Below are 24,925 nucleotides of genomic sequence, written 5' to 3'. Positions count from 1 at the left end.
CCTGGTTGCGGACTCCTGCCCGCTTTTTCGTCAATACATGCTGTCGATCAGATCCTTGTGCTTCTGCTCTACCAGCCCGCGCTTGAGCTTCATGGTGGCGGTCAGCTCGTCATCTTCGGCGGTGAGCAGCACGTTTATCAGGCGAAAGTCCTTGATCTGCTCGACCCGGGCAAACTCGCGGTTCACCGCCTCCACCTCCTGGCCGATCAGGTCCACCACTTCCGGCGCGGCACAGAGCGAAGCGAAGTCGCTGAACGGGATCTTGCGCTCTTGCGCGAATTTCTCGACGTTTTCCTGGTCGATCATGATCAGGCAGGTCAGGTACTTGCGCCCGTCGCCGATCACCACCGCGTCGGAGATGTAATGCGAGAACTTGAGCCGGCTCTCGATCTCCGCCGGGGTGATGTTCTTGCCGCCCGCGGTGATCAGGATGTCCTTGATGCGGCCGGTGATGACAAGGCTGCCGTCCTCCTCCAGCCGCCCGGCATCGCCGGTGCGCAGCCAGCCGTCTTCGGTGAAGGTCTCGGCTGTTTTTTCCGGGTTCTTCCAATAGCCCTGGAAGGAGTTCAGGCCGCGTGTCTGGATCTCGCCATCGGGCGCGATGCGCAACTCCATGCCGGGCACAGCAGGCCCCACCGTGCCGGGGCGGTTGGCAGCCAGCGTGTTCACGGTGGCAAGCCCTGCGTTTTCGGTCATGCCGTAGCCTTCGATCAGCGGTACCCCAATGGCCCAGTACCATTCCAAGAGCGCAGGCGAGACCGGCGCCGCCCCGGTGCCGCCGCGGCGCAAGCGGTCCAGACCCAGCATCCGGCGCAGATTGCGCAGAACTGCAAAGTCCCAGAACGCGTAAGCCGCGGCCACCCGGCCCGGCACCCCCTCCCCGCGCATCGCAAACTGTGCCCGCGCGCGGCCCGACTTGACCGCCTGATTGAAGGCCCAGCGCCCTAGGGGCGTTGCCTCCTGCGCCATGACCAGCACTTGAGAATAGATCTTCTCCCACACCCGCGGCACCGCAAAGAAGGTCGCGGGGGAGACCTCCTGCATGTTGGCAAAGACCGTCTCCGGGCTCTCGGCAAAGTTCACCGTGCTGCCCGCCGCCAGCGGGAAATAGACCGAGACGTTGCGCTCCAGGATATGACAGAGCGGCAGGAAGCAGAGCTGCTCGTCACTCGCAAGGCATTCCAGAACCCGCGCGCCGGCCTCGGCAGAGGCGAGGATGTTCTCATGGCTCAGCATCGCGCCCTTCGGCGGGCCGGTGGTGCCGGAGGTATAGATCAGCAGCGCAGTGTCATCAGCCTTGGACTTGGCGATCTCCGCCTCGAAGGCGCCGGGGTGGTCGGCCTCGTACTGCTGGCCCAGCGCATAGAGCTCATCCAGGAACAGGCACTTGCTGTGGTCGAGCCCGTGCAGCCCCTCGCGTTCGAGCAGGATCACGGTCTGCACATGCGGCACCGCGTCCTCGATCTCCAGGAACTTGTCGAGCTGCTCGTCATCCTCCGCAATCAGGAAGCGGCTGCCGCTGTTGGTCAGAAGGTAGGCAAGCTGTTTGGCGGAATCGGTGGTGTAGACGCCCGAGGCAATGCCGCCCGCGCCCTGCACGCCCATGTCGGCATAGAGCCATTCCTTGCGGTCTTCCGACAGGATCGAGACCACCTCGCCGCGCTGCATCCCCAGCGCCATCAGGCCAAGGCCGATCCCCTTGGCGCGGGTCCAGTAGTCCTGCCAGGAATAGGACTTCCAGATCCCCATGTCCTTTTCCCGGTGCGAGGTGCGGCGGCCCTGTTCGGCGCAGCGGCGGGCAAACAGCTTGGCGAGCGTGTCGCAGCCATCGACGGTAACGGGGCGCTGGCCGGGGGTGGCGTTGTAGGCGACGCCGTTGAGCGTGACCTGCGGGTGAACCGGCTGGTCCCCTGCCCCTTGGCTTTCGTCCCTCATACCCCTCTCCGCCATGTTCATGCCCGCTGTGCTCCTCACCGCCAGGTCTTCTTGCGCTTCCAGCGGGTTTCGCCGCGCTGGCCCGCCGCCTGCTGGCCGAGGTAGAACGCCTTGATGTCCTCGCTCTGCATCAGCCGCTCGGCGCTGCCGTCCATCACAATGCGGCCCGTCTCCATCACGTAGCCCACGTCGGCGAGTTCCAACGCGATACGGGCGTTCTGCTCGACCAGAACCATGGTCACGCCCTCCTCGGCATTCAGGCGCCGCAGGATGGCAAAGATCTCCTGCACCAGGAGCGGCGAGAGGCCGAGCGAAGGCTCGTCCAGGAGCATGAGTTTGGGCCGCAGCATCAGCCCGCGGCCAATTGCCAGCATCTGCTGCTGCCCGCCCGAGAGCGTGCCCGCCTCCTGGCCGCGGCGTTCAGCCAGCACAGGGAAATAGGTGAATACCTTGTCGCGGTCGCGCTCGATCTCCGCCCGGCCCTTGCGGGTATAGGCGCCAAGGGTCAGGTTTTCGTCTACCGTCAGCAGCGGGAAAACCTCGCGCCCCTCGGGCACATGCACGATGCCCTTTTGCACGATGCTGTGCGGCTCCTGCCCCTGGATCGGCCGGCCTTCGAAGAGGATTTCGCCCTTCTCCGGCTCCATGATGCCGGAGATCGTCTTCAATAGCGTCGACTTGCCCGCACCATTGGCGCCGAGCACGGTCACCACCTGCCCTGCCTCCACGCGCAGGGACACCCCGCGGATCGCCATCACCGGCCCGTAGAAGCTTTCCAGGTTGCGGATCTCCAGAACCGGCGCCGCCATCATGCGGCCCCCGCACCAAGGTAGGCCTCGATCACCGCCGGATGCGCCTGCACCTCGTCGGGCGTCCCCTCGGCCAGCTTGGCGCCATCGGCCAGCGCCAGCACCCGGTCGCAGACGCCCGAGACCAGCCCCATGTCATGCTCCACCATCAGAACCGTGATCCCCATCTGGCGTCGGATGTCGTCGATCCACCAGCGCATGTCCCGCGTCTCCTCCACCGACAGACCCGAGGCGGGTTCGTCGAGCAGCAGAAGCCGCGGCCCGGAGGCGAGCGCCCGGCCCAGCTCCACCACCTTGCGCACCCCGTAGGGCAGCCCGGCGATGCGCTTGTCGCGGTAGGGCTGGAGGTCGAGGAAATCGATCACTTCCTCCACCGCGGCCCGGTGGCGGTGCTCCTCGCGGCGCACGCGCGGGGTGAAGAACAGCTCCTCCAGCAGCGTGCTGCGCCGGTGGCGGTGGCGGCCGACCAGCAGGTTCTGCAACACGGTGGCCTGATCGAACAGCTCGATGTTCTGGAAGGTGCGGGCGATGCCCAAATCGGCAACCTCATCCGGTTTACGCTTGAGCAGGTCCTGCCCGTCGAATGTGATGCGCCCGGCAAAGGGATCGTAGAAGCGGGAGATCAGGTTGAACACGGTGGATTTCCCCGCCCCGTTCGGCCCGACGATGGCATAGACCTCGCCCTCCTCGACCGAGAAGCTCAGATCGTTCACCGCCACCACCCCGCCGAATTTCAGCGTCGCGTTTTCCACTTGCAGCAGGCTCATCTCAGCCGCTCCGTCTTGAGGTAGCTTTTCTGGCGGCGGAACATGTCCTTGCGGGCAAATGGGAAGAGTTCGAGCCAGGTGCGGATCTTCAGCCAGCGGCCGTAAAGCCCCATCGGCTCGAACAGGATAAAGAGGATCAGGATCATCCCGAAGACCCCGGTCTCCAGCCCCGGAATGGCCACGCTGCCGCCCATCGCGGCATCGCGCAGGATCGCCAGAGCCTGCGGCAGGAAGGCGACGACGATGGCGCCCAGGAAGGCGCCATGGATCGACCCCAGCCCGCCGATCACGATCATCATCAACAGCGTGATCGAGATCACCAGCGAAAACGTCTCGTTGTTGAAGGCGCCCGCGTAGTAGCCCATCAAGGCGCCCGCCCAGCCGGTAATCATGCAGCTGAGCCCGAAGGCCGCGGCCTTGGTCCGGGCGATATGCACGCCCATCGCGGCGGCGGAGACCTCGCTGTCGCGCACCGCGGCAAAGGCGCGGCCGAGCGGCGCGCGCAAGAGGTTGCGGTAGAACAGCGTGCAAATCACCGTAACGGCCAGCACCAGGTAGTAGAAGCGCGCGGGCATGGTCCAGCGTTCGATCTCGAAGCCGAAGATGGTGATCATATCGGGAAACTTGCCCGACACGCCGCCGGTCCAGGGCGCCAGCAGCACGATGATGTCGTCGGCCAGGATCGACAGCGCGATGGTGGCAATGGCGAGGTAGATGCCATGCAGCCGCAGCGCCGGGATCGCGATCAGCACGCCCGCAAACCCGGTGAGGATACCGGCCAGCGGGAAGGCGAGGATGAAGGGCAGCCCGGCCTCGATCAGGATGGTGTTGGCATAGCACCCCAGCGCCAGGAAGGCCGCATGGCCCAGGCTCACCTGCCCCGTCTGCCCGGTCAGCAGCATCAGCCCTAAACCAGCGATGGCCCAGATCAGCACATTGGTGACCTCGCCCAGGTAGAACTCGTTGATCAGCAGCGGCAGCAGCAGCGCCAGCAGCATCAGCACGCCATAGAGCGCCGCGGTCCAGGCATCGGGAAACAGGCGGATGTCGTGCTCATAAGATGTCTTGAAATGGATGCGCATCGGCTCAGACCTTCTTCACGCGGACCTGGCTGAACAGCCCGTGCGGGCGGAACACCAGCACCGCCAGCAGCAGCGCGTAGGGCGCGATCTGCGAATAGCCCGCCGCCAGGTAGCGCGCCGCGAAGGGCTCGATCACACCGACGATCAGCCCCCCCGCAAGCGCCCCGGGCAAAGAGCCGAAACCGCCGATCACCGCCGCCGCAAAGGCCTTGATCCCCAGCAGCCCCGCATTGGGGTCGATCGCGCCCTTAGAGGCAAACAGGATTCCCGCCACCGCCGCCGTGGCGCCGGAGAGCGCCCAGATCAGCCCGTGCACACGCTTCACCGGGATGCCCATGAAATAGGCCGCCATCTGGTTCTGGCTCGCCGCCTGCATCGCCAGCCCCAGCCGGGTGCGCTGGAAAAACTGGTAAAGGCCAAGAGTCAGCGCCACGGTGACCACGATCACCGCCACATCCGCCAGCCCCAGCACCACGCCGCCCAGCCGCAGATCGCCCAGCGCCAGCGGGCTTTCCAGCGTCTGCGGCTCATGCCCCCAGATCAGCCCGGCAACAAAGCGGATTACAAAGCCCAGCGCGATGGTCAGGATCACCACCGCGGTCTGGCTTTCGCCAAACAGGTGCCTCAGCAGCAGGTGATTGAGCAGGTAGCCAAAGCCCGCCATCACCGCAATCGCCAGCGGAGCTGCAAGCCAGAACGGCAGATGCAGGTATTCGGCATTTGTAAGTCCAAGGGTGACAAATGCCCCCAGCATCATGAAATCGCCCTGAGCGAAATTCACCGCCTCCGTCGCCTTGTAGATCAGGACAAACCCCAGCGCGATCAGGCCATAGACGCAGCCATTCGCAAGCCCGCTCACCAAGAGCTGCAATACGTCCAACATGTCCTCCCCCGCCGATTTGGGCGGCTCAGCGCCCGGCCGTTGCCAGGCTTTGGCGCCAATTGCCGGGGCGGGATGCGCGCTTGCGCCCGTCCGCATGCCCGGGGCGTCTAAGCTCAGGTTAGGAAGATAAAATTTGAGCTGTCAATTCCAATGACCCTTGGTAATGATCCCAAAAGTTGTGTGTTATCCCCGCGCCTCACCAAGATTTCGCGCATGCAGCACGGCTTTTCCGCACCGCGGCGGAATCAGCCGCCGCCCCGCGCCTGCCGCCGCAACGCCGCGCAGAACCGCGCCGCCGCGGGCGACAGCTGATGGCCGTGCCGGATACACAGGCCCACGGCGCCCAGGGTGGAGGCGGTCTCCAAGGGAAGCGTGCGCATTGCGCCGCTCTCCAGCTCGGGGCGCACCACGCCCTCGCTGATGAACCAGACCGCCCCATGCGCCAGCACGAAGCGGCGGCCAAAGGAGGGGGAGACGGACTCCACCGGGAAACGCGGCGCGCTCAGCCCCTGCTCCAGCAGCAGCCGCTCCACCAGCGGCCGGATGATCGAGCCTTCAGCAGGCAGCAGCACCGGGTGCGCCTCCAGCGCGTCCCCCAGCAGCCCGGCTGTCCCTGCCAGCGGGTGATCCTGCGCCACCACCGCCACCACGCGCTCGCGGAACAGCGGCTCGAAGGCGGCGCCGGCCATGTCCTCGGGGGCGGGCATCCGCCCCACCACCAGATCCAGCGCACCGCGGCGCAGCTGGTCCAGCAGGTCGCGGTTGCCGCCGGTCAGCACCGAATAGCGCCCCGCCAGGCCCGCGGCACGCAAGGCGGCCAGCGTGTCCGGCACCAGCGCCGAGGCCGCTGTCGGCAGCGCGCCGATGGCGACCCGCGGGCCGTCTTCCTCGCCCAGCTCCTGCAGCACCGCCAACCCGTCGCGCATCAAGGCGAGGCTGCGCCCCGCATAGTCGCAGAACATCTCGCCATAGGCGCTGAGCCGGATGCCGCGGCCGTGCTTCTCCACCAGGGGCTTGCCACAGGCCGCCTCCAGCTCGCGCAAGGCGCGGGTGACCGCGGGTTGGGTCAGCCCCAGCCCCGCGGCGGCCTGGGTCACGCTCTGCTTGCGGGCGACCTCGGCAAAAATCTCCAGATGCCTGAGCTTCAGGCCAGAGGACAGACGCATATCCATAGTGTTATCGCTTGATGCAGAAATAGCCATTATACAGATCAATCCCGGTATGCGATACTGCCCCCGACACGGGAGAGCAAGATGACAGAAAGCCGCCACGACCGCGGCATGACGATGCGGCGCCGGGTGCTGGGCGATGCCCATGTGGACCGGGCCGAAGCCGCCCGCACCGCGCTCGACACCCCCTTCCAGGCGCTGATCACCGAAGCTGCCTGGGGCACGGTCTGGGCCTCGGACCGGATTTCCCTGCGCGAACGTTCGATGCTGACGCTGGCACTCCTGGCGGCAACCGGAAACTTCGACGAGATCCCGATGCATATCCGCGCCACCGCCAATACCGGCGCCAGCAAGGAAGACGTGCTGGAGGCGTTTCAGCATGTGGCGATCTACGCCGGCGTGCCGCGCGCCAACCACGCGCTGAAGCTCGCCAAGGCCGCCTATGCCGAAATGGAGGCGGAAGACGCCGCCGACCCGACGGAAGAAGGAGCACCCTATGCCGGATGACGGCGATTTCTACCCGCGCGACCGGCGCTGGCACCCGCCTGCCTTTGCGCCCGCCTACAAGACCTCGGTCACCCGTTCGCCGCGCCTGCCGCTGATCAGCCTGACCACCACCGAAAGCGAGCGCCGCGGGCCCGTGTTTGGCCAGAATGCCGTGGCCCCCGGCGACAGTGATCTGCTGACGAATTTCGCCCAGCCCGGCGAAAGCCCTGTGGGCGAGCGGATCCTCCTGCACGGGCGCGTCATGGACGAAAACGCCCGCCCGGTGCCGGGCACCCTGGTGGAGATCTGGCAGGCCAACGCCTCGGGCCGCTACCGCCACAAGAAGGACGGCTACCTCGGCGCGCTCGACCCGAATTTCGGCGGCTGCGGCCGGGCCCTGAGCGGCAGCGACGGCGCTTACGCCTTCAGCACCGTGAAACCCGGCGCCTATCCCTGGCGCAACGACGGCAACGACTGGCGGCCCGCGCATATCCATGTCTCGGTCTTTGGCAGCGGCTTTGCCCAGCGGCTGATCACCCAGCTCTATTTCGAAGGCGACCCGCTGATCGCCCGCTGCCCGATCGTCAACACTATTGCCGACCCTGCGGCGGTGGACATGCTGGTGGCCAAGCTGGACATGCAGGCAGGGGTGCCGCTCGACTGCCTCGCCTACCGCTTCGACATCGTCTTGCGCGGGCGCCGCTCCACCTATTTCGAGAACCGGCCGGAGGGGAACTGATGGCAAATCGTCCCGACACGCTGAAGGAAACGCCTTCGCAAACCGCAGGGCCTTACGTCCATATCGGTCTGGCTCCCGCCGCAGCGGGGCTGGAGAGACATCCGCGCCAGCTGGGCGGGGTGATCGCAGGCCCCGAGGCCACGGGTGAACGCATCCGCGTCGAAGGCGTGATCCTCGACGGCACCGGCGCGCCCGTGCGCGATGCGCTGATCGAGGTCTGGCAGGCCGATGCCGAGGGCCGCTATCCAGACCACCCCGGCGGGACCGCGGCAGGGTTTACCGGCTGGGGCCGCGTGCTGCCCGATTTCGAGACCGGCGAATGGGGTTTCGACACCGTGAAGCCCGGGCCCGTGCCGGGACCGGGCGGGGAGCTGATGGCGCCGCATATCACGCTCTGGATCGTCGCGCGCGGCATCAACACCGGCCTGCAGACCCGGATCTATTTCGACGATGAAGTCCGCCGCAACGCGGCCGACCCGGTGCTTGCCCTGATCGAGGCCGAGGCCCGCCGCGCCACCCTGACCGCCAAGCGCAGCGGCGGCACAGGCACACCCGTCTACCGCTTCGACATCCGCCTGCAAGGCGGGGCAGAGACCGTGTTTTTTGATATCTGAAAGGGGCCTGGCGATGACCAAACCCTGCATCATCTGCGTCGCCATCACCGGCTCGGTGCCGACCAAGGAAAACAACCCCGCCGTCCCCGTCACCGTGGCCGAGCAGGTGGAAAGCACGCATGAAGCCTTCGAGGCCGGCGCCGCCATCGCCCATTGCCATGTGCGGAACGACGACCAGAGCCCAAGCTCCGACCCGGAGAAATTCGCGCGCCTGATGGAAGGGCTGCAAAAGCACTGCCCCGGCATGATCATCCAGCTCTCCACCGGCGGCCGCTCCGGCGCGGGGCGCGAGCGCGGGGGGATGCTCTCCTTGCGGCCCGACATGGCCTCCCTCTCGGTCGGCTCCAACAACTTCCCAACCCGCGTCTATGAGAACCCGCCCGAACTGATCGATTGGCTCGCGTCCGAGATGCGCACTTACGAGGTGAAGCCCGAGATCGAGGCCTTCGACCTCTCCCACATCCACCAGGCGGTGAAGATGAACCGCGAAGGGCGCATTCCCGGCAAGCTCTACGTGCAGTTTGTGATGGGGGTGAAGAACGCGATGCCGGTCGACCGCGATGTCTTCGACTACTACGTGAAGACCATGCAGCGGCTGGCGCCGGAAGCGGAATGGTGCGGCGCGGGCGTCGGCGCCGGGCAGATCCAGGTCAACGAATGGGCCATCGCCGCAGGCGGCCACACCCGCACCGGGCTGGAGGACAACATGCGGCTCGACCGCGGCACGCTCGCACCCTCGAACGCCGCGCTGGTGAAGCGCGCGGCGGAACTCTGCGCGAAATACGAGCGCCCCGTCGCCAGCTGGCAGCAGGCGCGCGAGATCCTCGAACTGCGCCCGGCCTGACACCCGGCCTGATACACGGCCTGACACCCGCCGGCCCGGCCGACGCGCCGGGGGCGCAATGGCGCGGACCGGTGTTCCGCTGCCGCTTTTGACGCGGAGGCCACCCGCCTTGCCCTGTTAGGCTCCGGGCAGGCTCACGCCCGGCCCGCCGCGCTTGCGCCACCCGGCCCGCAAATGTAACGCTGGGGCAGCCGGACCGGGCCATTTCGGCCTTGTGCGGGCGTCACAATTCACGGCACGAGGCAATCCAAGGCCCGCGCCCCCGAGGACAGGAACAAAGGAATCCGATCATGATCAAGACCCGCGCCGCCGTTGCCGTGGCCCCCGGAAAACCCTTGGAAATCATGGAAGTGAACCTCGAAGGCCCGAAGGCGGGCGAGGTTCTGGTGGAAATCAAGGCCACCGGCCTGTGCCACACCGACGAGTTTACCCGTTCCGGCGACGACCCCGAAGGCATCTTCCCCGCGATCCTCGGCCACGAGGGCGCGGGCGTGGTGGTCGAGGTCGGCGAAGGCGTCACCTCGCTGAAGCCCGGCGACCACGTGATCCCGCTCTACACCCCCGAGTGCCGCGAGTGCGAATACTGCCTCAACCCGAAGACCAACCTCTGCCAGGCGATCCGCTCGACCCAAGGACAAGGGCTGCTGCCCGACGGCTCCACCCGGTTTTCGATGCTCGATGGCACTCCGATTCACCACTACATGGGCTGCTCCACCTTTGCCAACCACACCGTGGTGCCGGAAATCGCGCTTGCGAAGATCCGCGAGGACGCGCCGTTTGACAAGGTTTGCTACATCGGCTGCGGCGTCACCACCGGCATCGGCGGGGTGATCAACACCGCCAAGGCGGAGATCGGCAGCCGCGCCATCGTCTTCGGGCTCGGCGGCATCGGGCTCAACGTGATCCAGGGCCTGCGGCTGGCGGGCGCCGACCAGATCGTCGGCGTCGACCTGAACCCCGGCAAGGTGGAGATGGCCGAGCATTTCGGCATGACCGATTTCGTCAATCCGTCCGAGGTAGAGGGCGATCTGGTCGCGCATCTGGTCGAACTCACCGGCGGCGGCGCCGATTACACCTTTGACGCGACCGGCAACGTGCAGGTGATGCGCACCGCGCTGGAGGCCGCGCACAAAGGCTGGGGCGAGTCGATCATCATCGGCGTGGCGCCCGCCGGGGCCGAGATCTCCACCCGCCCGTTCCAGCTGGTCACCGGCCGCAGCTGGCGCGGCACCGCCTTTGGCGGCGCCTCGGGGCGCACCGACGTGCCCAAGATTGTGGACTGGTACATGGACGGCAAGATCGAGATCGACCCGATGATCACCCACAAGCTGACACTGGATCAGATCAATGAAGGCTTCGAGTTGATGCACGAGGGCAAGTCGATCCGCGCCGTGGTCGAATTCTGATCCGCTGCGCGGTTGCTGGCACCAGAAACGCAGGCCCTGGGGCCTGCGTTTTTTGTTGCCGTTCACCGGCTGCGTCCGGCGGGTCCATGCAGAAGACAAAGAAAAGCCGCGCGTTGCCGCCGCGCGCGGAGGCGAACCAAACGGGCGTGACTGGCAGTTTATCCCTGCCAAATCCGTGAAACGTCGCGCGCGGCGGCCTTCGGTCTTGTCCTGAGCTGGCCGGAATGGGAAGCGGCGGGCGCCTCCGGCGGGAGTAGGCGGGAGTATTTGGGGCAAGATGAAGGAGCACGCCATGACCGCGGCGCGCGGATCTGGCGCCGCGAACGGCGGGTGCAGGTGAGCAGCCGCACTAGGCGGGCGGGCGCGGGAGCGATCCGAACCGGCACGCCTAGCCGATTTATCCCGGCCAAATTCGTGAACCCTCCGGAGAGAACACCCGGTCTCAGCCAGGTCGCCGCCGCGTGGCGCGCGCCGGAGAGGGAGCTTGCAGCGCTTCGGGAGGGATTTGCCGGATGGCGCGCAGCGATCCGCCGGCTGCACCGCGGCTTGTAAGGGGGCTGCCCCCGGACTGCGTTTCGCCTTGCGCCGGTGCGTGTCACCCGTTCCGGTCCGCGCCCCGGACCGGGGCGGGTCAGCGCTTGCCGGTGACGGTTTCGACCGCGTCCAGCCGCACGCCATAGCCCCATAGGCGGCGCAGGTGCTTCAGCACCTCTTCCTGATCCTCATCCTCCAGGTGGATGCCGTCGCGCACGGTGTGGGTCAGCTTCAGCTCGCGGTCGCCGCGCAGGTCGGCGTCGGTGACCTGGATATCGGGCTCCAGATAGGCAAGGTCGTACTGCTTGGCGAGATCGCGGCGGATGGCGCGGTAGCCGGCCCGGTTGTGGATCTGGCTCACCACCAGATTGGGCAGCTCAGCGTCATTGGTAAGGGTGAACAGCTTGAACTTGCGGATCAGATGCGGCGACAGGAACTGTTGGATGAAGCTTTCGTCGCGGTAATTGGCCCAGGCGTCGCGCAGCACGCGGCGCCAGTCGGGATCGCCCGCAAATTCGGGGAACCACTCGCGGTCCTCGTCCGTCGGGTTTTCGCAAATGCGGCGGATGTCCTGCATCATCGCAAAGCCCAGCGCATAGGGGTTCAGCCCGGAGAAGCGCGGGTCGTCGAATTCGGGCTGCAAGACCACGTTGGTGTGGCTGTGCATCATCTCCATATAGGCGCCTTCGGTAATGGCGCCGAGCTCGTAGAGCTTGTTGATGATGTAGTAATGCACGAAGGTCGCGCAGCCCTCGTTCATCACCTTGGTCTGTTTTTGCGGGTACAGATACTGCGCCAGCATCCGCACGATGCGCAGGATCTCGCGCTGCCAGGCTTCCAGCACCGGGCTGTGCTTTTCCAGGAAGTAGAGCAGGTTCTCCTGCGGCAGGTTCATCGCCTTGCGACGGGCGCTGTAGGGCTCGTCCTTGATCTCCTCCAGCTTGTCGCGGCCCATCGTGCTGTCGGTCCAGATGTCGAGCACGCTCTGGCCGCTTTCATAGCCTTCGCGCACCCGCTGCATCGCGGCGAGCTCCTTGGCCGTGGGTTTGGGCGGGCGGCCGTAGCGGAACACGCCCTGGGACTGCAGCGCATGGGCCGCGTCCAGCACCTCCTCCACCGCGGAAAGTCCGTAGCGCTCCTCGCAGGCGGCGATATAGTTCTTGGCAAAATGCAGGTAGTCATGAATGCCCGAAGCATCGGTCCACTGCTGGAACAGGTAGTTGTTCTTGAAGAAGTGGTTGTGGCCAAAGGCGGCATGCGCCATCACCAGCGTCTGCATCGCCATGGTGTTTTCTTCCATGTTGTAGCTGATGCAGGGGTTGGAGTTGATCACGATCTCATAGGCCAGCCCCTGGCGGCCGGTGCGGTAGAGCGCCTCGTCGCGGGCAAAATGCTTACCGAAGGACCAATGCTGATACATCAAGGGCAGGCCGACGCAGGAATAGGCATCCAGCATCTGCTCGGCCGAGATGATCTCGATCTGGTTGGGGTAAACTTCGAGCCCGAGGTCTTCGAGCGCGATCTGCTCGATCGCGTCGCGCGCCTTCTCCATCAGCTCGAAGGTCCATTCCGGCCCGTCGAACAGCGGCTTGCGCGCCGGTTCAGCTGCCCGCATGCTGCGCCCCTTTCACCTTGGGGAGAAAGAACTCCCGGAAAATCGGATAGATATGGCCGGGCTGGGAAACCCGCTGCATCTCGAAATGCGCCGCCTGCGCCTTCACGTCCCGGTAGTTCTGCCACAGGTCCTCCCCGGCTTCGGGGTTGTTGAGCAGCATCTCCGCCGCCTCGTCGACGATCTCCACATAGGCGTAGAACTGGCAGACCGGCAGCAGATCGTTAAGCAGGAGCGCCTTGCAGCGCGCCGAATCGTTGCCGAAATTCTCCCCGTCCGAGGCCTGCGCGCCGTAGATGTTCCACTCGTCCGGCGGGTAGCGGTCGGCGACGATCTCCTTCATCTTCTCCAGCGCGGTGGAGACGATGGTGCCGCCGGTCTCGCGGGCATAGAAGAATGTCTCCTCGTCCACCTCCTGGGCATGGTGGGTGTGGCGCACAAAGACCAGTTCGGTGTGCTCGTAGCAGCGGGTCAGGAACAGGTGCAGCAGGAGGAAGAAGCGCTTGGCCAGGTCCTTCTCGCGCTCCTGCATCGAGCCCGACACATCCATCAGGCAGAACACCACGGCGCGGGAATTGCGGATTTTCTCCGGCACGAAGGTGTCATAACGCAGGTCGAGCGGGTCGATATAACCCACCACCCGGCGCTTGCGCCGGATGCCGTCGAGCCGGGCCTGCAGCGCGATGAGCAGATCCTCCTCCTCCGCGCTGCGGGGATCGCGGGCTTCCAGTTCGGCCACCTCCGCCTCCAGATCGCGCTGCGCCTGGGTGGTGGGCCGCTGCAGGGCGATGCGGCGGCCAAGCGAGTTGCGCATGGTGCGCACGAGGTTGAGGTTGTTGGGCGTGCCCGCGGTGGTGAGCCCGGCGCGGCGGATGCCGATGGTTTCGGTCTCCACCGTGGCCTTTTCCACCAGATCGGGCAGTTCCAGCCCGTCGAACAGAATCTCCAGATATTCGTCCTGGGTCAGGGTGAAGGAAAATTCGTCATCGCCCTCACCATCCTCGGACGCCTTGCGGCCGCCCTCACCCGCGCCGCCCTGGGGCCGCTTGATGGTGTCGCCGACCACAAAATCCTTGTTGCCCGGCAGCACATGCCGCCGCACCCCGCCCTTGCCGGAATGGAAGAAGCGCGGCTCCTTCAGCCCCCGGGACGGGATGGTGACCTTCTCGCCTTCGTCGGGCACGCCGCTGCCGCTCTGGATCGACTTGCCGCGGACCGACTGATCTACACGCTCCTTGATATTCTCCCGGGCCCGCCGCAGGAATCGCTGGCGGTTCCCGAGGCTCTTGCCCTTGGGGTTGGAGCGCCTGTCGATGAAATGATGCATCTGGTGGTGCGCTCCTCTGTTAGCCCGCCTTGTTGACGCGCATGTACCATTCGACCAGGCGCCGGACCTGGCGGTCAGTGTAACCGTGGCCGCGCATCCGCTCGACGAACTCCTGGTGCTTGCCTTCGGTCTTGCTGTCCTTTTTCGACCCGAAGGAGATCACCGGCAGCAGTTCCTCGACCTGGGAGAACATGTGCTTCTCGATCACGTCGCGCAGCTTCTCGTAGGAATTCCAGGCCGGGTTCTTGCCGGTGTTGGCACGATGGCGCAGGGCAAATTTCACGACCTCGTTGCGGAAATCCTTGGGGTTGGCGATGCCGACCGGCTTCTCGATCTTGCTGAGCTCCGAATCCAGCACCTCACGGTTGTATAGCTGGCCGGTGTCGGGATCCTTGTAGTCCTGCTCCTCGATCCAGGCATCGGCATAGGCGATGTAACGGTCGAAGACGTTCTGGCCGTATTCGGTATAGCTTTCGAGGTACGCCTTCTGGATCTCGTTGCCGATGAACTCCTCGTAGCGCGGCGCCAGTTCGGTCTTGATGAACTCCAGGTACTTCTGTTCGGTCTCCTGCGGGAACTGCTCGCGCTTGATCATCTGCTCGAGCACATACATCAGATGCACCGGATCCGCGGCAACCTCCTCGGTGTCGAAGTTGAACACGCCGGAGAGCACCTTGAAGGCAAAGCGGGTGGAGATGCCGTTCATGCCCTCGTCGACGCCGGCCCGGTCCTGGTATTCCTGCACCGTCTTCGCCTTGGGGTCGGTGTCCTTCAGGCTTTCGCCGTCATAGACCCGCATCTTCGAGTAGAGGTTGGAGTTCTCATGCGGCTTCAGGCGCGTCAGCACCGAGAAGCGGCTGAGGATCTTCAGCGTCTCCGGCGCGCAGGGCGCCTCGCGCAGCTCGCTGTTCTCGATCAGCTTCTCGTAGATCTGCGATTCCTCGGTCACCCGCAGGCAGTAAGGCACCTTGACGATCGACACCCGGTCGATGAAGGCCTCGTTGTTCTTGTTGTTCTTGAACTGCTGCCATTCGCTTTCGTTGGAATGCGCGAGGATCAGCCCGCTGAAGGGGATGGCGCCGAAGCTTTCGGTGCCCATGTAGTTGCCTTCCTGGGTCGCGGTGAGCAGCGGGTGCAGCATCTTGATGGGCGCTTTGAACATCTCGACAAACTCCAGGATGCCCTGGGTTGCGCGGTTCAGCCCGCCGGAGAAGCTGTAGGCGTCGGGATTGTCCTGGCTGTAGTGTTCAAGCTGGCGGATATCGACCTTGCCGACCAGGGTGGAGATGTCCTGGTTGTTCTCGTCACCCGGCTCCACCTTTGCGACGCAGATCCGGCGCAGCCGCGAGGGGTGGATCTTCACCACCGAGAACTTGTTGATGTCGCCGTCGAATTCATCCAGCCGCTGCACCGCCCAGGGCGACATCAGCCCCGGCAGCCGGTGCTGCGCGATGCCGTATTCATCGGCCAGGATCTTGCCCATGCGGACCGGGTCGAACAGGCCCAGGGGGCTTTCGAAGATCGGCGAGATCTGGTCGCCCGCCTTCAGCACGTAGATCGGCTGGTCTTCCATCAGCCGCTTCAGCCGCTCGGCAAGGGAGGACTTGCCGCCGCCCACCGGGCCCAGCAGGTAGAGGATCTGCTTGCGCTCCTCCAGGCCTTGCGCGGCGTGGCGGAAAAAGCCCACGATGCGCTCGATCGTGTCTTCCATGCCGTAAAAGTCGTGGAAAGCGCGGTAGCGCTTGATGGTCCGGTTCTGAAAGATCGGGCCCAGCCGGGAGTTCTTGGAAGTGTCGACCAGCTCGCGTTCGCCGATGGCATTCAACATCCTCTCGGCCACATTCGCATAGAGGCTGGGATCGTCGCGGCAAGCGTTGAGATACTCCTGCAGCGGCATTTCCTGCTCGCGCGTTTGGCCGTACTGCTCTGCAAAAAGTTCGGCAATGTCTTTCATCGTGGATCAAGCCTCCTGGGTTTGCTTCGCGCCGTTCCTCCTGGCGTGTTCTTCGCACACGGACAGAGAGTGGCTCTCGCGTGGGCCGAAAGTGTCCGCGTTGGTGTTTGAGTTCTGATTTCTGCTCGGCGCCTATGCTGGCGTCACGCTACCGGCTGGCTGCTCTTGGCGGCGGCCCGCGCCCGGAGTCCAGGCATTCAGCGTCAATCCTTCACGTTCGAGCTTACACCATTTACGAACTTCTTACTATCTGAAAGTGGTGTATTTTTAATTAATTGCCAGAGAGTATTGCGGGAAATTTTTCTCACTTCGCGGCGAGCGGGAAGCTGCATCGCAGCTTCTGCAACGCGGCAATCCGGACCCGGCGGCGGCGATTTCCACCCAGGAGTGCGCCGCGCCCGCAGCACTCGCCCCAGCTGCCCGGAATGCCCGGCCCGGCCGGCCCATACCGCGGGCAAATCGGCCACAGTTGCCGCGAAAGCATTGGATTTCTGCGGCAGCCGCGCCACGGGTGGCTTGCTTTCCGCCCCGCAAGCGGCCACCAAACTATAGACAAGATTTATAAAATTGTCGCAGTATGGCCGGAAAACGGCCGCAAAGACGGCATCAGGGCACAACTTCAGGCATTGCAACCCCGCTTTGTCCGCCAGCGCCCCGGCGGCAAAGGGAACAGACGAGCGGTATTACATGACAACGGTAGCATACATTACCCGCGACCCTGCGGGCACCACCCGGCACGGCAATTTCTCCGAAGGCACTCCGGCCCGCCTTAACGCGGCGCCCTTCAAGGACATCTCGCTCAACCTCGTGGCGGCCGATGTCGAAAGCTACGCGCGCCACGGCGGCGACCTGCACATCACCCTTGCCAACGGCCAGACGCTGGTCCTGGAGAATTACTTCAGCGGCGGCGCGGGCGGCGGCAAGAACCTGTTCCTCAGCGCCGACAACACGATGGTCGAGGTGGTGCTGGAGGACAAATCCAGCGGCATGCTCTTTGCCGGCTACGAGCCGCTCGACCTCTCCGGCAAGTGGAGCAGCTACGACGACATGATGTTCCTCGACGTCGACCGCATCGAGCCGGTGGTCGCGCCGCTGGCGGCAGCGGGCTTCGGCGGGCTGGGCACAGCCGGTGCTGCGGCAGGCGTCGGCGCGGCGGCGCTGGTTGCAGGCGGCGGAGGCGGCGGCGGCGGCGACGGCAACTCCACCCCGCCGCCGATCGTGCCAACTGTCGACGACCCCGACGCCTCCTACCCGGTCTCCGGCTCCAGCACAGATCCGGTCGAGATCACCGGCACCGGCGAGGCAGGTTCCGAAGTGACCGTGACGCTCGGCACCGCCACTGCGACCACGACCGTGGACGACGACGGCATCTGGAGCGTCAGCTTCCCGGTGGACGAACTGCCCGAAGACGGCAGCTACGACACCGAAGTTCAGGTAACCGCGCCGGATGGCACCGAATACACGCTCGACGGCCCCGCGGTGGTGATCGACACCACCCCGCCCGAGGCCGAGATTACCAGCGGCGCGGTCTCCACCGGCGACATCGTGAACGCCGAGGAACAGGCCGGAGGCACCGTGATCACCGGCACCGGCGAGGCCGGCGCCGCCGTCACCCTGGAGATCGAGGGCGCCGCCCGCAGCACCACCGTGGCCGAAGACGGCACCTGGTCGCTCACCTTCACCGCGGATGAGATCCCCGCCGGCGAATACGACACCGCGATCTCCATCACCACCACCGACAGCTTCGGCAACAGCGCCACCACCGCGGATGTGCTGCGCGTCGATACCGTGGCGCCGCCGGTGGCCCGCGGCACGGTGGAGGGCGACGACATCATCAACGCGGACGAAGCTTCCGACGGGGTGACGCTGACCGGCACCAGCGAGGCCGGCGCCAGCATCACCGTGGAGTTCCAGGGGCTGACCCGCAGCGTCACCGCCGATGACGCGGGCAACTGGAGCGCTGCCTTTGCCGCCTCCGAGATCGCGTTCGGCGAATACGATGCGCCCGTCACCATCACCGCCACCGACGCGGCCGGCAACAGCGAGACCATCACCGACACGCTGCGCGTCGACACGACGCTCACCGCGTCCTATGGCGAAGGCCAGGCCGGCGGCGACGACACCGTCAACGCGGCCGAGGATGCGGCCGGCGTTACCCTTACCGGCACCGCCGACCCGGACGCCACGGTCGTGGTGGAGCTGGGCGGCGTCACCCGCACCGCGACTGTCGGCGCCGATGGCAACTGGTCGGCGAGCTTCTCCGACGGTGACATCCCCGCGGGCAGCTATGACGCGGAGGTGGTGGTCACCGTTACCGACGCGGCCGGCAACAGCGAAACCATCACCGAAACCCTCGCCATCGACACCGAAGTGGCGCCGCTCACCGTGGACGCGGACCAGACCGCCGACGACGTGCTGAACCGCGCCGAACACGCGGCGGGGCTCACTCTCACCGGCACCGTGGAGCCGGGTTCGGCGGTGGCCGTCACCATCGAGGGTGTGACCCGCGAGGCTACAGTGGATGCCGATGGCAACTGGAGCGCCGCATTTGACGCCGCCGATATCCCCGGCGGCACCTACAGCACCTCCGCCGCCATCACCGCCACCGACGCGGCCGGCAACAGCCGCACCCTGACCGAAAGCTTCAGCGTCGATACGGAGCTCAACGCCTCCTATGACGCAGGCCAGGCCGGCGGCGACGGCACGGTGAACGCGGCCGAAGACGCGGCCGGCATCACCCTCACCGGCACCGTCGACCCCGGCGCCTCGGTTGTGGTGGAGCTGGGCGGCGTTGCGCGCACGGCAAGTGTCGATGCCGCCGGCAACTGGTCGGCCAGCTTTACCGACAGCGACATCCCCGCGGGCACCTACAATGCGGGCGTGGTGATCACCGCCACCGATGCGGCCGGCAACAGCGAGCAGATCATCGAGACCCTGGCGGTCGACACCGAAGTGACGCCGCTCACCGTCGAGCCGGATCAGACCGCCGACGACGTGCTGAACCGCGCCGAACACGCCGCGGGGCTCACCCTCACCGGCACCGTGGAAGCGGGCTCGGCGGTGGAGGTGACGATTGGCGGCGTGACTCGCGACGCCATCATGGATGCCGGCGGGAACTGGAGCGCCGCATTCGCGGCCGCCCACCTTCCCGAAGGCACCTACAGCACCTCCGCCACCATCACTGCGACCGACGCGGCCGGCAACAGCCGCACCCTAACAGAGGCCTTCAGCGTCGACACCGAATACGACACCCCGTCTGTTGACTCGGTTACCTTCTCGGGCGCGGACGTGCGGCGCATCGCCACCGAAGGCGCCACCGACAACTATTCGGTCAGCGCGCTGGAGGACGGCGGCGCCGTCTCCGCGCCCTCGGCAACCGTGGACGCCGATCCGGTCTTCGGCACCGAGTTCACCTTTGACGCAGCGGTTCCCGATGGCACCCATCTGGTGGTCAGCCGCCAGGACGCCGCGGGCAACAGCTCCAGCTCGCTGGTGGTGCTGGACGACAACGCCAGCAACGCTGGCACGCTCGATCACGCAGGGCTGCCGCAGTTCAACATCGACGAGCTGAACCTCGACTATGCCTCCGACGTGAACCTGACGCTGAGCGAAGCCAGCATCAACGCGCTCTCCGGCAACTCAAACACGCTCACGGTGCATGGCAGCGCCGACGACACGCTGACCGTGGCCGGTGCCACTGCCGCAGGCAACCGCACCGAGGACGGCGAGACCTACAACGTCTATACCGTCGGCACCGGCGGCACCACGCTGGTGGTGGACGAGGACGTGAACGTCGTGATCTGACCCACCCGGACCCGGCGGTTGGCGCAACAGGCGGCCGCCGGGCCCGCCCCCTACCAACGCCAAGTCTGAAAAGGGCCCCGGGCCGGATGTTACCGCGACGCTCCCTCTGCGCCATCGCACTGCTGTGCAGCCTCGCGGGCTGCGCGCAGCCTTTTGGCGGCGGCAGCGCTGCGGACGCCACCGCGCCCGGCCGGAACTTCGCCCAGGAAGGCACGGAGAACCCCTCCGAGGTGATCCGGTCCTTAAGCACCCGCCGCGCCCTCTTGCAGCCCGGAACCCCTCTGGCCGAGGTGAGCGAGGCCGCCATCGCCGCCTCCGCCCGCGCCGCCGAGGCCGAGCTGACCAGCGCCAAGCTGCGCGCCGTGGCGGCCTCCAAGAACTGGCTGCCGACGCTGGGGCCTTCGGTCAGCCTCACCGATCTGGGGGATCTGGTGGCGGGTCTGCTGATCGAGCAGGTGCTGTTCGACAACGGCCGCCGCAAGGCGGAACGCGCCTTTGCCGCCGCCGATGTGGAAGTTGCCGCCGTCACCTTTTCCGCCGATATCAACACAAGGGTCGAGACCGCCGCCGGGCTCTATGTGGCGGCGCTGCGCGGCGAGGAGAAGGCGGCCTACGGCGAACGCGCGCTCACGCGGATGCAGGCCTTCCGCCGCATCGTCCAGGGCCGCGTCGACGGCGGCCTCTCGGACCGCTCCGACCTCAATGTGACCGACAGCAAGATCAGCGGCTTGCGCACCGCCGCCAATACCGCCCGCGACGCCGCCACCGCGGCAAGGGCCGAGTTGCACGCGATGACCGGCCGCCAATTCCCCGTCCGCCCCGCCGCGCTGCAGATCGCGCCGCTGCCGCCCGAAGGCGAATTCCTCTCCGAACTGAAAGCCGGGGCCGAGGCCAGCCGCGCCATTGCCGGGGCGAAGATGGCGCGCGCGGGCCTGCTGCCGCAGATCTCCGCCGCGGGCAACGTGACCACCGACGGCTCCGGCGCAGGGCTCACGCTCGGCATGGCGCAGCCGCTTGGCCTTGGCACGCCCGCCGCCTTGAAAGCCCAGGAAGCCGCCAAGGAAGCCGCCCGCCGCCAGGTGGGCGAGGCCCGCGAGGACGCCCGCCGCAGCCGCGCCCGGCTCACCCAACGGCTCGCCTCCTTTCGCCGCCAGGAAAGCGAGACCGCCGCGCTGGTTGCGCGCAGCCGCGAGACCTACCGCCTGTTCAAGGCCCAGTTCGAGGCCGGCCAGCGCCCGGTGATGGAGGTGATCCAGGTCTACGAGGAGCTGGTCCGCCGCGAGCAGGCGCTGATCGACGCGAAATACGAAGTGGTGCTGACCCAGCTTGAACTGGCCCGCGAAATGGGCCTCCTCGCCGATGGGGACCGGATTTGACGAAGTTCACCCGCACCCCACCGCCGCGCCCGGCCAACTCCGCCCGCCCCGCCGCGGGCGCGGGGCCCGTCTTGCGTCCTGTGCCGCCCGCGCCCGGCTCGGCCAAGGCGCCGCCGCCGCGCCAAAGCGGCCCTGCAGCGCCCTCCCCCAGCCCAGCTACCGCCTCCGCCCCGGAAGTCGGCACGCTGATCGAAGGCGCCGCCGCCCGCATCCAGCACCGCGCAAGCCTGCTGGCGACGCTGGCCGCGCTCAAGGGCGCCGAGGTTCCGGTGGGCGACATCGTGAGCTACATCTGGACCGAGACCACGGGCGAGATCACCCTTGAGACTCTCGCCAAGGCGCTCGCCACCACCGGGCTGCAGCCGAAGATCCTGGAAAAGCAGGCGCTTGCCCCCGCGCTGTGGCCCGCGCTGGCGGTCATGTCGGGCGGCCAATGCGTGCTGGTGCTGGGCCAGGAGGGCGACACGCTCACCATTTATGACACGGCCGGCTTGGACAACCGCAGCGAGGTGCCCGCGGGCGAGTTCAACCCCTTCTTCACCGGCACTGTGCTGTCGGCCCGCCCCTCGCTGGCGCAGATGGCTGCGCGGCACACGCCGCAGCTGAACGCGGGCCACTGGTTCTGGAGCGAGTTCCCCAAGTACCGCCGCCAGGTGGGCGAGATCATGCTGGGCTCTCTGGTCGCCAACGTGCTCGCGGTGTCGGTGGCGCTGTTCTCGCTTCAGGTCTACGACCGGGTGGTGCCGCATCAGTCCCATGCGACGCTCTGGGTGCTGGCGGCGGGCGCCTTCCTCGCCATCGCACTGGAAGCACTGCTGAAACTCGCCCGCGCCCGGCTGACCGACTCCGCCGGCCGCCGGATCGAGCTTTCGGTGCAGCACAACCTGATGCGCCGCCTGATCGGCATGCGCTCGGACAAGAAGCCGCTGCCGCCTTCGGGGCTGTTTGCGGCGATGCGCGATTTCGGCTCGGTGCGGGAGTTCTTCACCTCCACCACCATTGCCACCCTCGCCGACATCCCTTTTATCGTGGTCTTCCTGCTTCTGGTCGCCTCCATCGCGGGCCCGGTGGTCTGGGTGATCATCGCGGGCGGCATCCTGATGCTGCTGCCGGCTTATTTCATGCAAAAGCGGATGATCGCCCTTACCCGCCAAACCCAGGGCGCCAACGCCAAGGCGGGCCGACTGCTGCACGAGGTGGTGACCGAGCTGGACACCGTGAAGACCCAGCGCGGCGAAGAGCGGGTGCTCAGGCTCTGGGACGAGCTGAACCTGCTGTCCTCGCATTCCGCGACCGAGCAGCGCAAGCTGTCCAGTGCCCTCACCTACTGGTCGCAAGGCGTCCAGCAGGCGACCTATATCACCGCGGTGGTGCTTGGCACGCTCCTGGTGTTTGCGGGCGAGTTCACCGTCGGCACCATCATCGCCACCGGCATCCTCACCAGCCGCACGCTGGCGCCGCTCACCCAGTTTGCCGCGACGCTGGCGCGCTGGAGCAACGTGAAGGCGGCGCTCGAAGGGCTCGACGCCATCGCCGAGGCGCCGCAGGAAAAGGACGCCAGCCGCAGCTACCTGCGCCGCCCGCAGCTCAGGGGCCGCTTTGAGCTGCGCGAGATCCTCTACCGCTACGACGCCGATGCCGCCCCCACCCTCGACGTGCCCGCAGTGGCGATCATCCCGGGCCAGCGGGTCGCGGTGCTGGGGGTCAATGGCTCCGGCAAGTCGACGCTGTTGAAACTGCTCTCCGGCCTCTACGCGCCCGACCGCGGCCGCGTCATGCTCGACGGCACCGACATGAGCCAGATCGACCCGCGCGACCTGCGCGCAGGCATCGGCTACCTGAGCCAGGACGTGCGCCTGTTTGCGGGCTCCCTGCGCGACAACCTGAACCTCAACCAGCTCGAACGCGATGACGAGCGGCTGATGCAAGCGCTTGATTTCGCAGGGCTCGGAAGCTTCGTGCGCGGGCACCACAAGGGACTGGACCTCGCCATCGGCGACGGCGGCGGCGGCCTGTCGATCGGGCAGCGCCAGTCCATCGGCTGGGCCCGGCTGTGGTTGCAAGACCCGGCCGTTGTCCTGCTGGACGAACCCACCGCGGCGCTCGACCAGACGCTGGAGCGCACGCTTGTCAGCCGCCTGGAGCACTGGCTGCAGGGCCGCACCGCGGTGATCGCCACCCACCGCATGCCGATCCTGTCGCTCACCAACCGGACCCTGATCCTGCAGGCCGGCCGTATGGTGGTGGACGGCCCGCGCGACCAGGTGCTCGCCCATCTCGCAGCCGCAGGAGACGGCCAATGAGCCTTGCCCTGAACGACCCCTACGGCCAGCAGGACGCCCCCCGCGGCGCCAGCCGGATCATCTACCTCGCGGCCGGCGCGGTGGTGGTCTTCCTGGTCTGGGCGGGTTTCGCCCCGGTCGACGAGATCGTGCGCGGCGAGGGCCAGGTGGTCTCCTCCTCCCGCGCGCAGATCGTGCAGAACCTCGAAGGCGGCATCCTGGCCGAGCTCCACGTCCGCCAGGGCGACACCGTGTCCAAGGGGCAGATGCTGGCGCGGCTGCAGGATACCAAGTTCCGCACCGCCGCGGATGAGCTGCAGAACCAGATCGACGCGCTGGAAATCCGCCGCCACCGGCTCGAGGCGCAGATGCAGGGGGCCGCCGATTTCACCGTGCCCGAGGCACTGGCGCAGCGCTCCCCCGGCCTCCTCGCCTCGGAACGCGCATTGCTTCAGGCCCGTCAGGCCGATCTCACCAGCCGCAGCGCCAGCGCCCGCCAGATCATGGAGCAGATGGACGCGGAGCTGGCCAACATGGAGCAGCTGCACCGCGACAAGATCGTCGCCAAGATCGAAGTGAACCGCGCCCGCAACGCCGCCACGGATGCCCGCGCCAAGTACAACGAGATCGGCACCCAGGCCGAATTGGAGCAGGCCGAGGACTACGCCCGCACCCTGCGCGAGCTGACCACGCTCCGCCAGGAGCAGCGCCTCGCCCAGGACCAGCTGGCCCGCACCGTGATTACCGCGCCGATGACCGGCACCGTGAACCGGCTCGCCGTCACCACCATCGGCGGCGTGATCCGCCCTGGCGAGGAAATCCTGGAGATCATCCCGCTCGGTGAGGAACTGCATGTCGAGGCCCGCATCAAGCCCGAGAACATCGCCAGCGTCGAACCGGGCCAGGATGCCACCGTCAAGCTCTCGGCCTATGACTACACTATCTACGGCGCGCTGCGCGGCACGGTGGATTTCGTCTCCGCCGACACCTTCGAGGACGAGCGCAATCCGCGCGGCGAGCCTTATTACCGCGTGACCGTGAATGTCGATGCCGAGAGCTTCACCGAACGCCAGCAGGCGATCGAGATCCGCCCCGGCATGCGCGCCACCGCCGAATTGCAGACCGGCAGCAAGACCGTGCTGCAATACCTGCTAAAGCCGCTTTACAAGTCGCGCGAGGCACTGCGCGAGCCCTGAGGTGCCTCCCGGAACTTCACTGCCCCCCCCCCTAAAAAGCCAAAATCCCGCGCCTTTCTGGCTGCAGGATGGCAAAAGTCTTTGATTTTAAAGCAGGATCAGCTAG

General features: G+C 66.5%; 19 protein-coding genes. 9 read left to right on the top strand and 10 right to left on the bottom strand.

Annotation, left to right across the window (positions count from 1 at the left end; translation table 11 throughout):
• Nucleotides 1–30: 30 nt before the first annotated feature.
• The 6 genes from ACOHX0_RS11095 to pcaQ all read right to left on the bottom strand — a co-directional run bounded on the left by ACOHX0_RS11095 (nucleotide 31) and on the right by pcaQ (nucleotide 6,648).
• Nucleotides 31–1,935 (bottom strand): AMP-dependent synthetase/ligase, encoded by a 1,905-nt coding sequence (locus ACOHX0_RS11095; protein ID WP_420676747.1) that lies wholly within the window; start codon nucleotides 1,933–1,935, stop codon nucleotides 31–33.
• A gap of 35 nt (nucleotides 1,936–1,970) precedes the next feature.
• Nucleotides 1,971–2,744 carry an ABC transporter ATP-binding protein gene (locus ACOHX0_RS11090; RefSeq protein ID WP_420676746.1) on the bottom strand — a complete coding sequence of 258 codons (774 nt, stop codon included), beginning with the start codon at nucleotides 2,742–2,744 and terminating at the stop codon, nucleotides 1,971–1,973.
• Nucleotides 2,744–3,511, bottom strand: a complete 768-nt coding sequence (locus ACOHX0_RS11085) for an ABC transporter ATP-binding protein (protein ID WP_420676745.1) — start codon at nucleotides 3,509–3,511, stop codon at nucleotides 2,744–2,746. The genes ACOHX0_RS11090 and ACOHX0_RS11085 overlap by 1 nt, the downstream gene beginning before the upstream one ends.
• The gene (locus ACOHX0_RS11080) at nucleotides 3,508–4,593 is read right to left on the bottom strand and encodes a branched-chain amino acid ABC transporter permease (RefSeq protein ID WP_420676744.1); all 1,086 of its coding nucleotides are present in this window, start codon (nucleotides 4,591–4,593) and stop codon (nucleotides 3,508–3,510) included. Before ACOHX0_RS11080 ends, ACOHX0_RS11085 begins: the two co-directional genes overlap by 4 nt.
• A 4-nt stretch (nucleotides 4,594–4,597) precedes the next feature.
• On the bottom strand, nucleotides 4,598–5,473 hold the full coding sequence (locus tag ACOHX0_RS11075) for a branched-chain amino acid ABC transporter permease (protein WP_420676757.1): 876 nt from the start codon (nucleotides 5,471–5,473) through the stop codon (nucleotides 4,598–4,600).
• 248 nt (nucleotides 5,474–5,721) lie between these two features.
• Nucleotides 5,722–6,648: a pca operon transcription factor PcaQ gene (gene pcaQ, locus ACOHX0_RS11070; protein ID WP_420676743.1), complete on the bottom strand. Its 927-nt coding sequence runs from the start codon at nucleotides 6,646–6,648 to the stop codon at nucleotides 5,722–5,724.
• An 81-nt stretch (nucleotides 6,649–6,729) separates the two neighbouring features.
• On the opposite strand from pcaQ, the gene pcaC reads away from it, so the two are divergent.
• The 5 genes from pcaC to ACOHX0_RS11045 all read left to right on the top strand — a co-directional run bounded on the left by pcaC (nucleotide 6,730) and on the right by ACOHX0_RS11045 (nucleotide 10,734).
• The gene (pcaC, locus tag ACOHX0_RS11065) at nucleotides 6,730–7,152 is read left to right on the top strand and encodes a 4-carboxymuconolactone decarboxylase (protein WP_420676742.1); all 423 of its coding nucleotides are present in this window, start codon (nucleotides 6,730–6,732) and stop codon (nucleotides 7,150–7,152) included.
• Complete coding sequence (gene pcaH / locus ACOHX0_RS11060) at nucleotides 7,142–7,870, top strand: protocatechuate 3,4-dioxygenase subunit beta (RefSeq protein WP_420676741.1); 729 nt, start codon at nucleotides 7,142–7,144, stop codon at nucleotides 7,868–7,870. The genes pcaC and pcaH overlap by 11 nt, the downstream gene beginning before the upstream one ends.
• Nucleotides 7,870–8,484 carry a protocatechuate 3,4-dioxygenase subunit alpha gene (gene pcaG / locus ACOHX0_RS11055; RefSeq protein ID WP_420676740.1) on the top strand — a complete coding sequence of 205 codons (615 nt, stop codon included), beginning with the start codon at nucleotides 7,870–7,872 and terminating at the stop codon, nucleotides 8,482–8,484. The genes pcaH and pcaG overlap by 1 nt, the downstream gene beginning before the upstream one ends.
• Nucleotides 8,485–8,497: 13 nt before the next feature.
• On the top strand, nucleotides 8,498–9,328 hold the full coding sequence (locus tag ACOHX0_RS11050; protein WP_420676739.1) for a 3-oxoadipate:acetyl-CoA acetyltransferase: 831 nt from the start codon (nucleotides 8,498–8,500) through the stop codon (nucleotides 9,326–9,328).
• 290 nt (nucleotides 9,329–9,618) lie between these two features.
• Nucleotides 9,619–10,734: an S-(hydroxymethyl)glutathione dehydrogenase/class III alcohol dehydrogenase gene (locus ACOHX0_RS11045; protein ID WP_420676738.1), complete on the top strand. Its 1,116-nt coding sequence runs from the start codon at nucleotides 9,619–9,621 to the stop codon at nucleotides 10,732–10,734.
• A 631-nt stretch (nucleotides 10,735–11,365) separates the two neighbouring features.
• On the opposite strand, the gene ACOHX0_RS11040 is transcribed toward ACOHX0_RS11045, so the two are convergent.
• From ACOHX0_RS11040 to ACOHX0_RS11025, 4 genes are all read right to left on the bottom strand, one after another.
• The gene (locus ACOHX0_RS11040) at nucleotides 11,366–12,883 is read right to left on the bottom strand and encodes a SpoVR family protein (RefSeq protein WP_420676737.1); all 1,518 of its coding nucleotides are present in this window, start codon (nucleotides 12,881–12,883) and stop codon (nucleotides 11,366–11,368) included.
• Nucleotides 12,870–14,207 (bottom strand): YeaH/YhbH family protein, encoded by a 1,338-nt coding sequence (locus ACOHX0_RS11035; protein WP_420676736.1) that lies wholly within the window; start codon nucleotides 14,205–14,207, stop codon nucleotides 12,870–12,872. Before ACOHX0_RS11035 ends, ACOHX0_RS11040 begins: the two co-directional genes overlap by 14 nt.
• Nucleotides 14,208–14,226: 19 nt before the next feature.
• Nucleotides 14,227–16,161: a PrkA family serine protein kinase gene (locus ACOHX0_RS11030; protein WP_420676735.1), complete on the bottom strand. Its 1,935-nt coding sequence runs from the start codon at nucleotides 16,159–16,161 to the stop codon at nucleotides 14,227–14,229.
• A 203-nt stretch (nucleotides 16,162–16,364) separates the two neighbouring features.
• Entirely contained in the window at nucleotides 16,365–16,670 is a 306-nt protein-coding gene (locus ACOHX0_RS11025; RefSeq protein WP_420676734.1) for a hypothetical protein, read from the bottom strand.
• 178 nt (nucleotides 16,671–16,848) lie between these two features.
• Here ACOHX0_RS11025 and ACOHX0_RS11020 point away from each other — a divergent pair, with 178 nt between their 5' ends.
• The 4 genes from ACOHX0_RS11020 to ACOHX0_RS11005 all read left to right on the top strand — a co-directional run bounded on the left by ACOHX0_RS11020 (nucleotide 16,849) and on the right by ACOHX0_RS11005 (nucleotide 24,819).
• A complete protein-coding gene (locus ACOHX0_RS11020) occupies nucleotides 16,849–19,965 on the top strand; it encodes an Ig-like domain-containing protein (RefSeq protein ID WP_420676733.1) in 3,117 nt (1,038 codons plus the stop codon).
• A gap of 86 nt (nucleotides 19,966–20,051) precedes the next feature.
• A complete protein-coding gene (locus ACOHX0_RS11015; protein ID WP_420676732.1) occupies nucleotides 20,052–21,341 on the top strand; it encodes a TolC family protein in 1,290 nt (429 codons plus the stop codon).
• Nucleotides 21,338–23,644: an ATP-binding cassette domain-containing protein gene (locus ACOHX0_RS11010; RefSeq protein WP_420676731.1), complete on the top strand. Its 2,307-nt coding sequence runs from the start codon at nucleotides 21,338–21,340 to the stop codon at nucleotides 23,642–23,644. The genes ACOHX0_RS11015 and ACOHX0_RS11010 overlap by 4 nt, the downstream gene beginning before the upstream one ends.
• On the top strand, nucleotides 23,641–24,819 hold the full coding sequence (locus tag ACOHX0_RS11005) for an HlyD family type I secretion periplasmic adaptor subunit (RefSeq protein ID WP_420676730.1): 1,179 nt from the start codon (nucleotides 23,641–23,643) through the stop codon (nucleotides 24,817–24,819). The genes ACOHX0_RS11010 and ACOHX0_RS11005 overlap by 4 nt, the downstream gene beginning before the upstream one ends.
• Nucleotides 24,820–24,925: the final 106 nt, after the last annotated feature.

Source organism: Cribrihabitans pelagius (assembly GCF_048820915.1).
GTDB classification, from domain to species: Bacteria; Pseudomonadota; Alphaproteobacteria; order Rhodobacterales; family Rhodobacteraceae; genus Cribrihabitans_A; species Cribrihabitans_A pelagius.
Note: the sequence above shows the minus strand (reverse complement) of the source record. Positions and strands in the feature narration are given on the sequence as shown.

Bases quoted from the DNA above. Each gene is read 5' to 3' on its own strand.
- ACOHX0_RS11090 (WP_420676746.1), bottom strand. From the start codon at position 2,744: ATGGCGGCGCCGGTTCTGGAGATCCGCAACCTGGAAAGCTTCTACGGG.
- pcaG (WP_420676740.1), top strand. From the start codon at position 7,870: ATGGCAAATCGTCCCGACACGCTGAAGGAAACGCCTTCGCAAACCGCA.
- pcaQ (WP_420676743.1), bottom strand. From the start codon at position 6,648: ATGGATATGCGTCTGTCCTCTGGCCTGAAGCTCAGGCATCTGGAGATT.
- pcaC (WP_420676742.1), top strand. From the start codon at position 6,730: ATGACAGAAAGCCGCCACGACCGCGGCATGACGATGCGGCGCCGGGTG.
- ACOHX0_RS11030 (WP_420676735.1), bottom strand. From the start codon at position 16,161: ATGAAAGACATTGCCGAACTTTTTGCAGAGCAGTACGGCCAAACGCGC.
- ACOHX0_RS11015 (WP_420676732.1), top strand. From the start codon at position 20,052: ATGTTACCGCGACGCTCCCTCTGCGCCATCGCACTGCTGTGCAGCCTC.
- ACOHX0_RS11020 (WP_420676733.1), top strand. From the start codon at position 16,849: ATGACAACGGTAGCATACATTACCCGCGACCCTGCGGGCACCACCCGG.
- ACOHX0_RS11085 (WP_420676745.1), bottom strand. From the start codon at position 3,511: ATGAGCCTGCTGCAAGTGGAAAACGCGACGCTGAAATTCGGCGGGGTG.
- ACOHX0_RS11040 (WP_420676737.1), bottom strand. From the start codon at position 12,883: ATGCGGGCAGCTGAACCGGCGCGCAAGCCGCTGTTCGACGGGCCGGAA.
- ACOHX0_RS11080 (WP_420676744.1), bottom strand. From the start codon at position 4,593: ATGCGCATCCATTTCAAGACATCTTATGAGCACGACATCCGCCTGTTT.
- ACOHX0_RS11050 (WP_420676739.1), top strand. From the start codon at position 8,498: ATGACCAAACCCTGCATCATCTGCGTCGCCATCACCGGCTCGGTGCCG.
- ACOHX0_RS11095 (WP_420676747.1), bottom strand. From the start codon at position 1,935: ATGAGGGACGAAAGCCAAGGGGCAGGGGACCAGCCGGTTCACCCGCAG.
- pcaH (WP_420676741.1), top strand. From the start codon at position 7,142: ATGCCGGATGACGGCGATTTCTACCCGCGCGACCGGCGCTGGCACCCG.
- ACOHX0_RS11035 (WP_420676736.1), bottom strand. From the start codon at position 14,207: ATGCATCATTTCATCGACAGGCGCTCCAACCCCAAGGGCAAGAGCCTC.
- ACOHX0_RS11005 (WP_420676730.1), top strand. From the start codon at position 23,641: ATGAGCCTTGCCCTGAACGACCCCTACGGCCAGCAGGACGCCCCCCGC.
- ACOHX0_RS11045 (WP_420676738.1), top strand. From the start codon at position 9,619: ATGATCAAGACCCGCGCCGCCGTTGCCGTGGCCCCCGGAAAACCCTTG.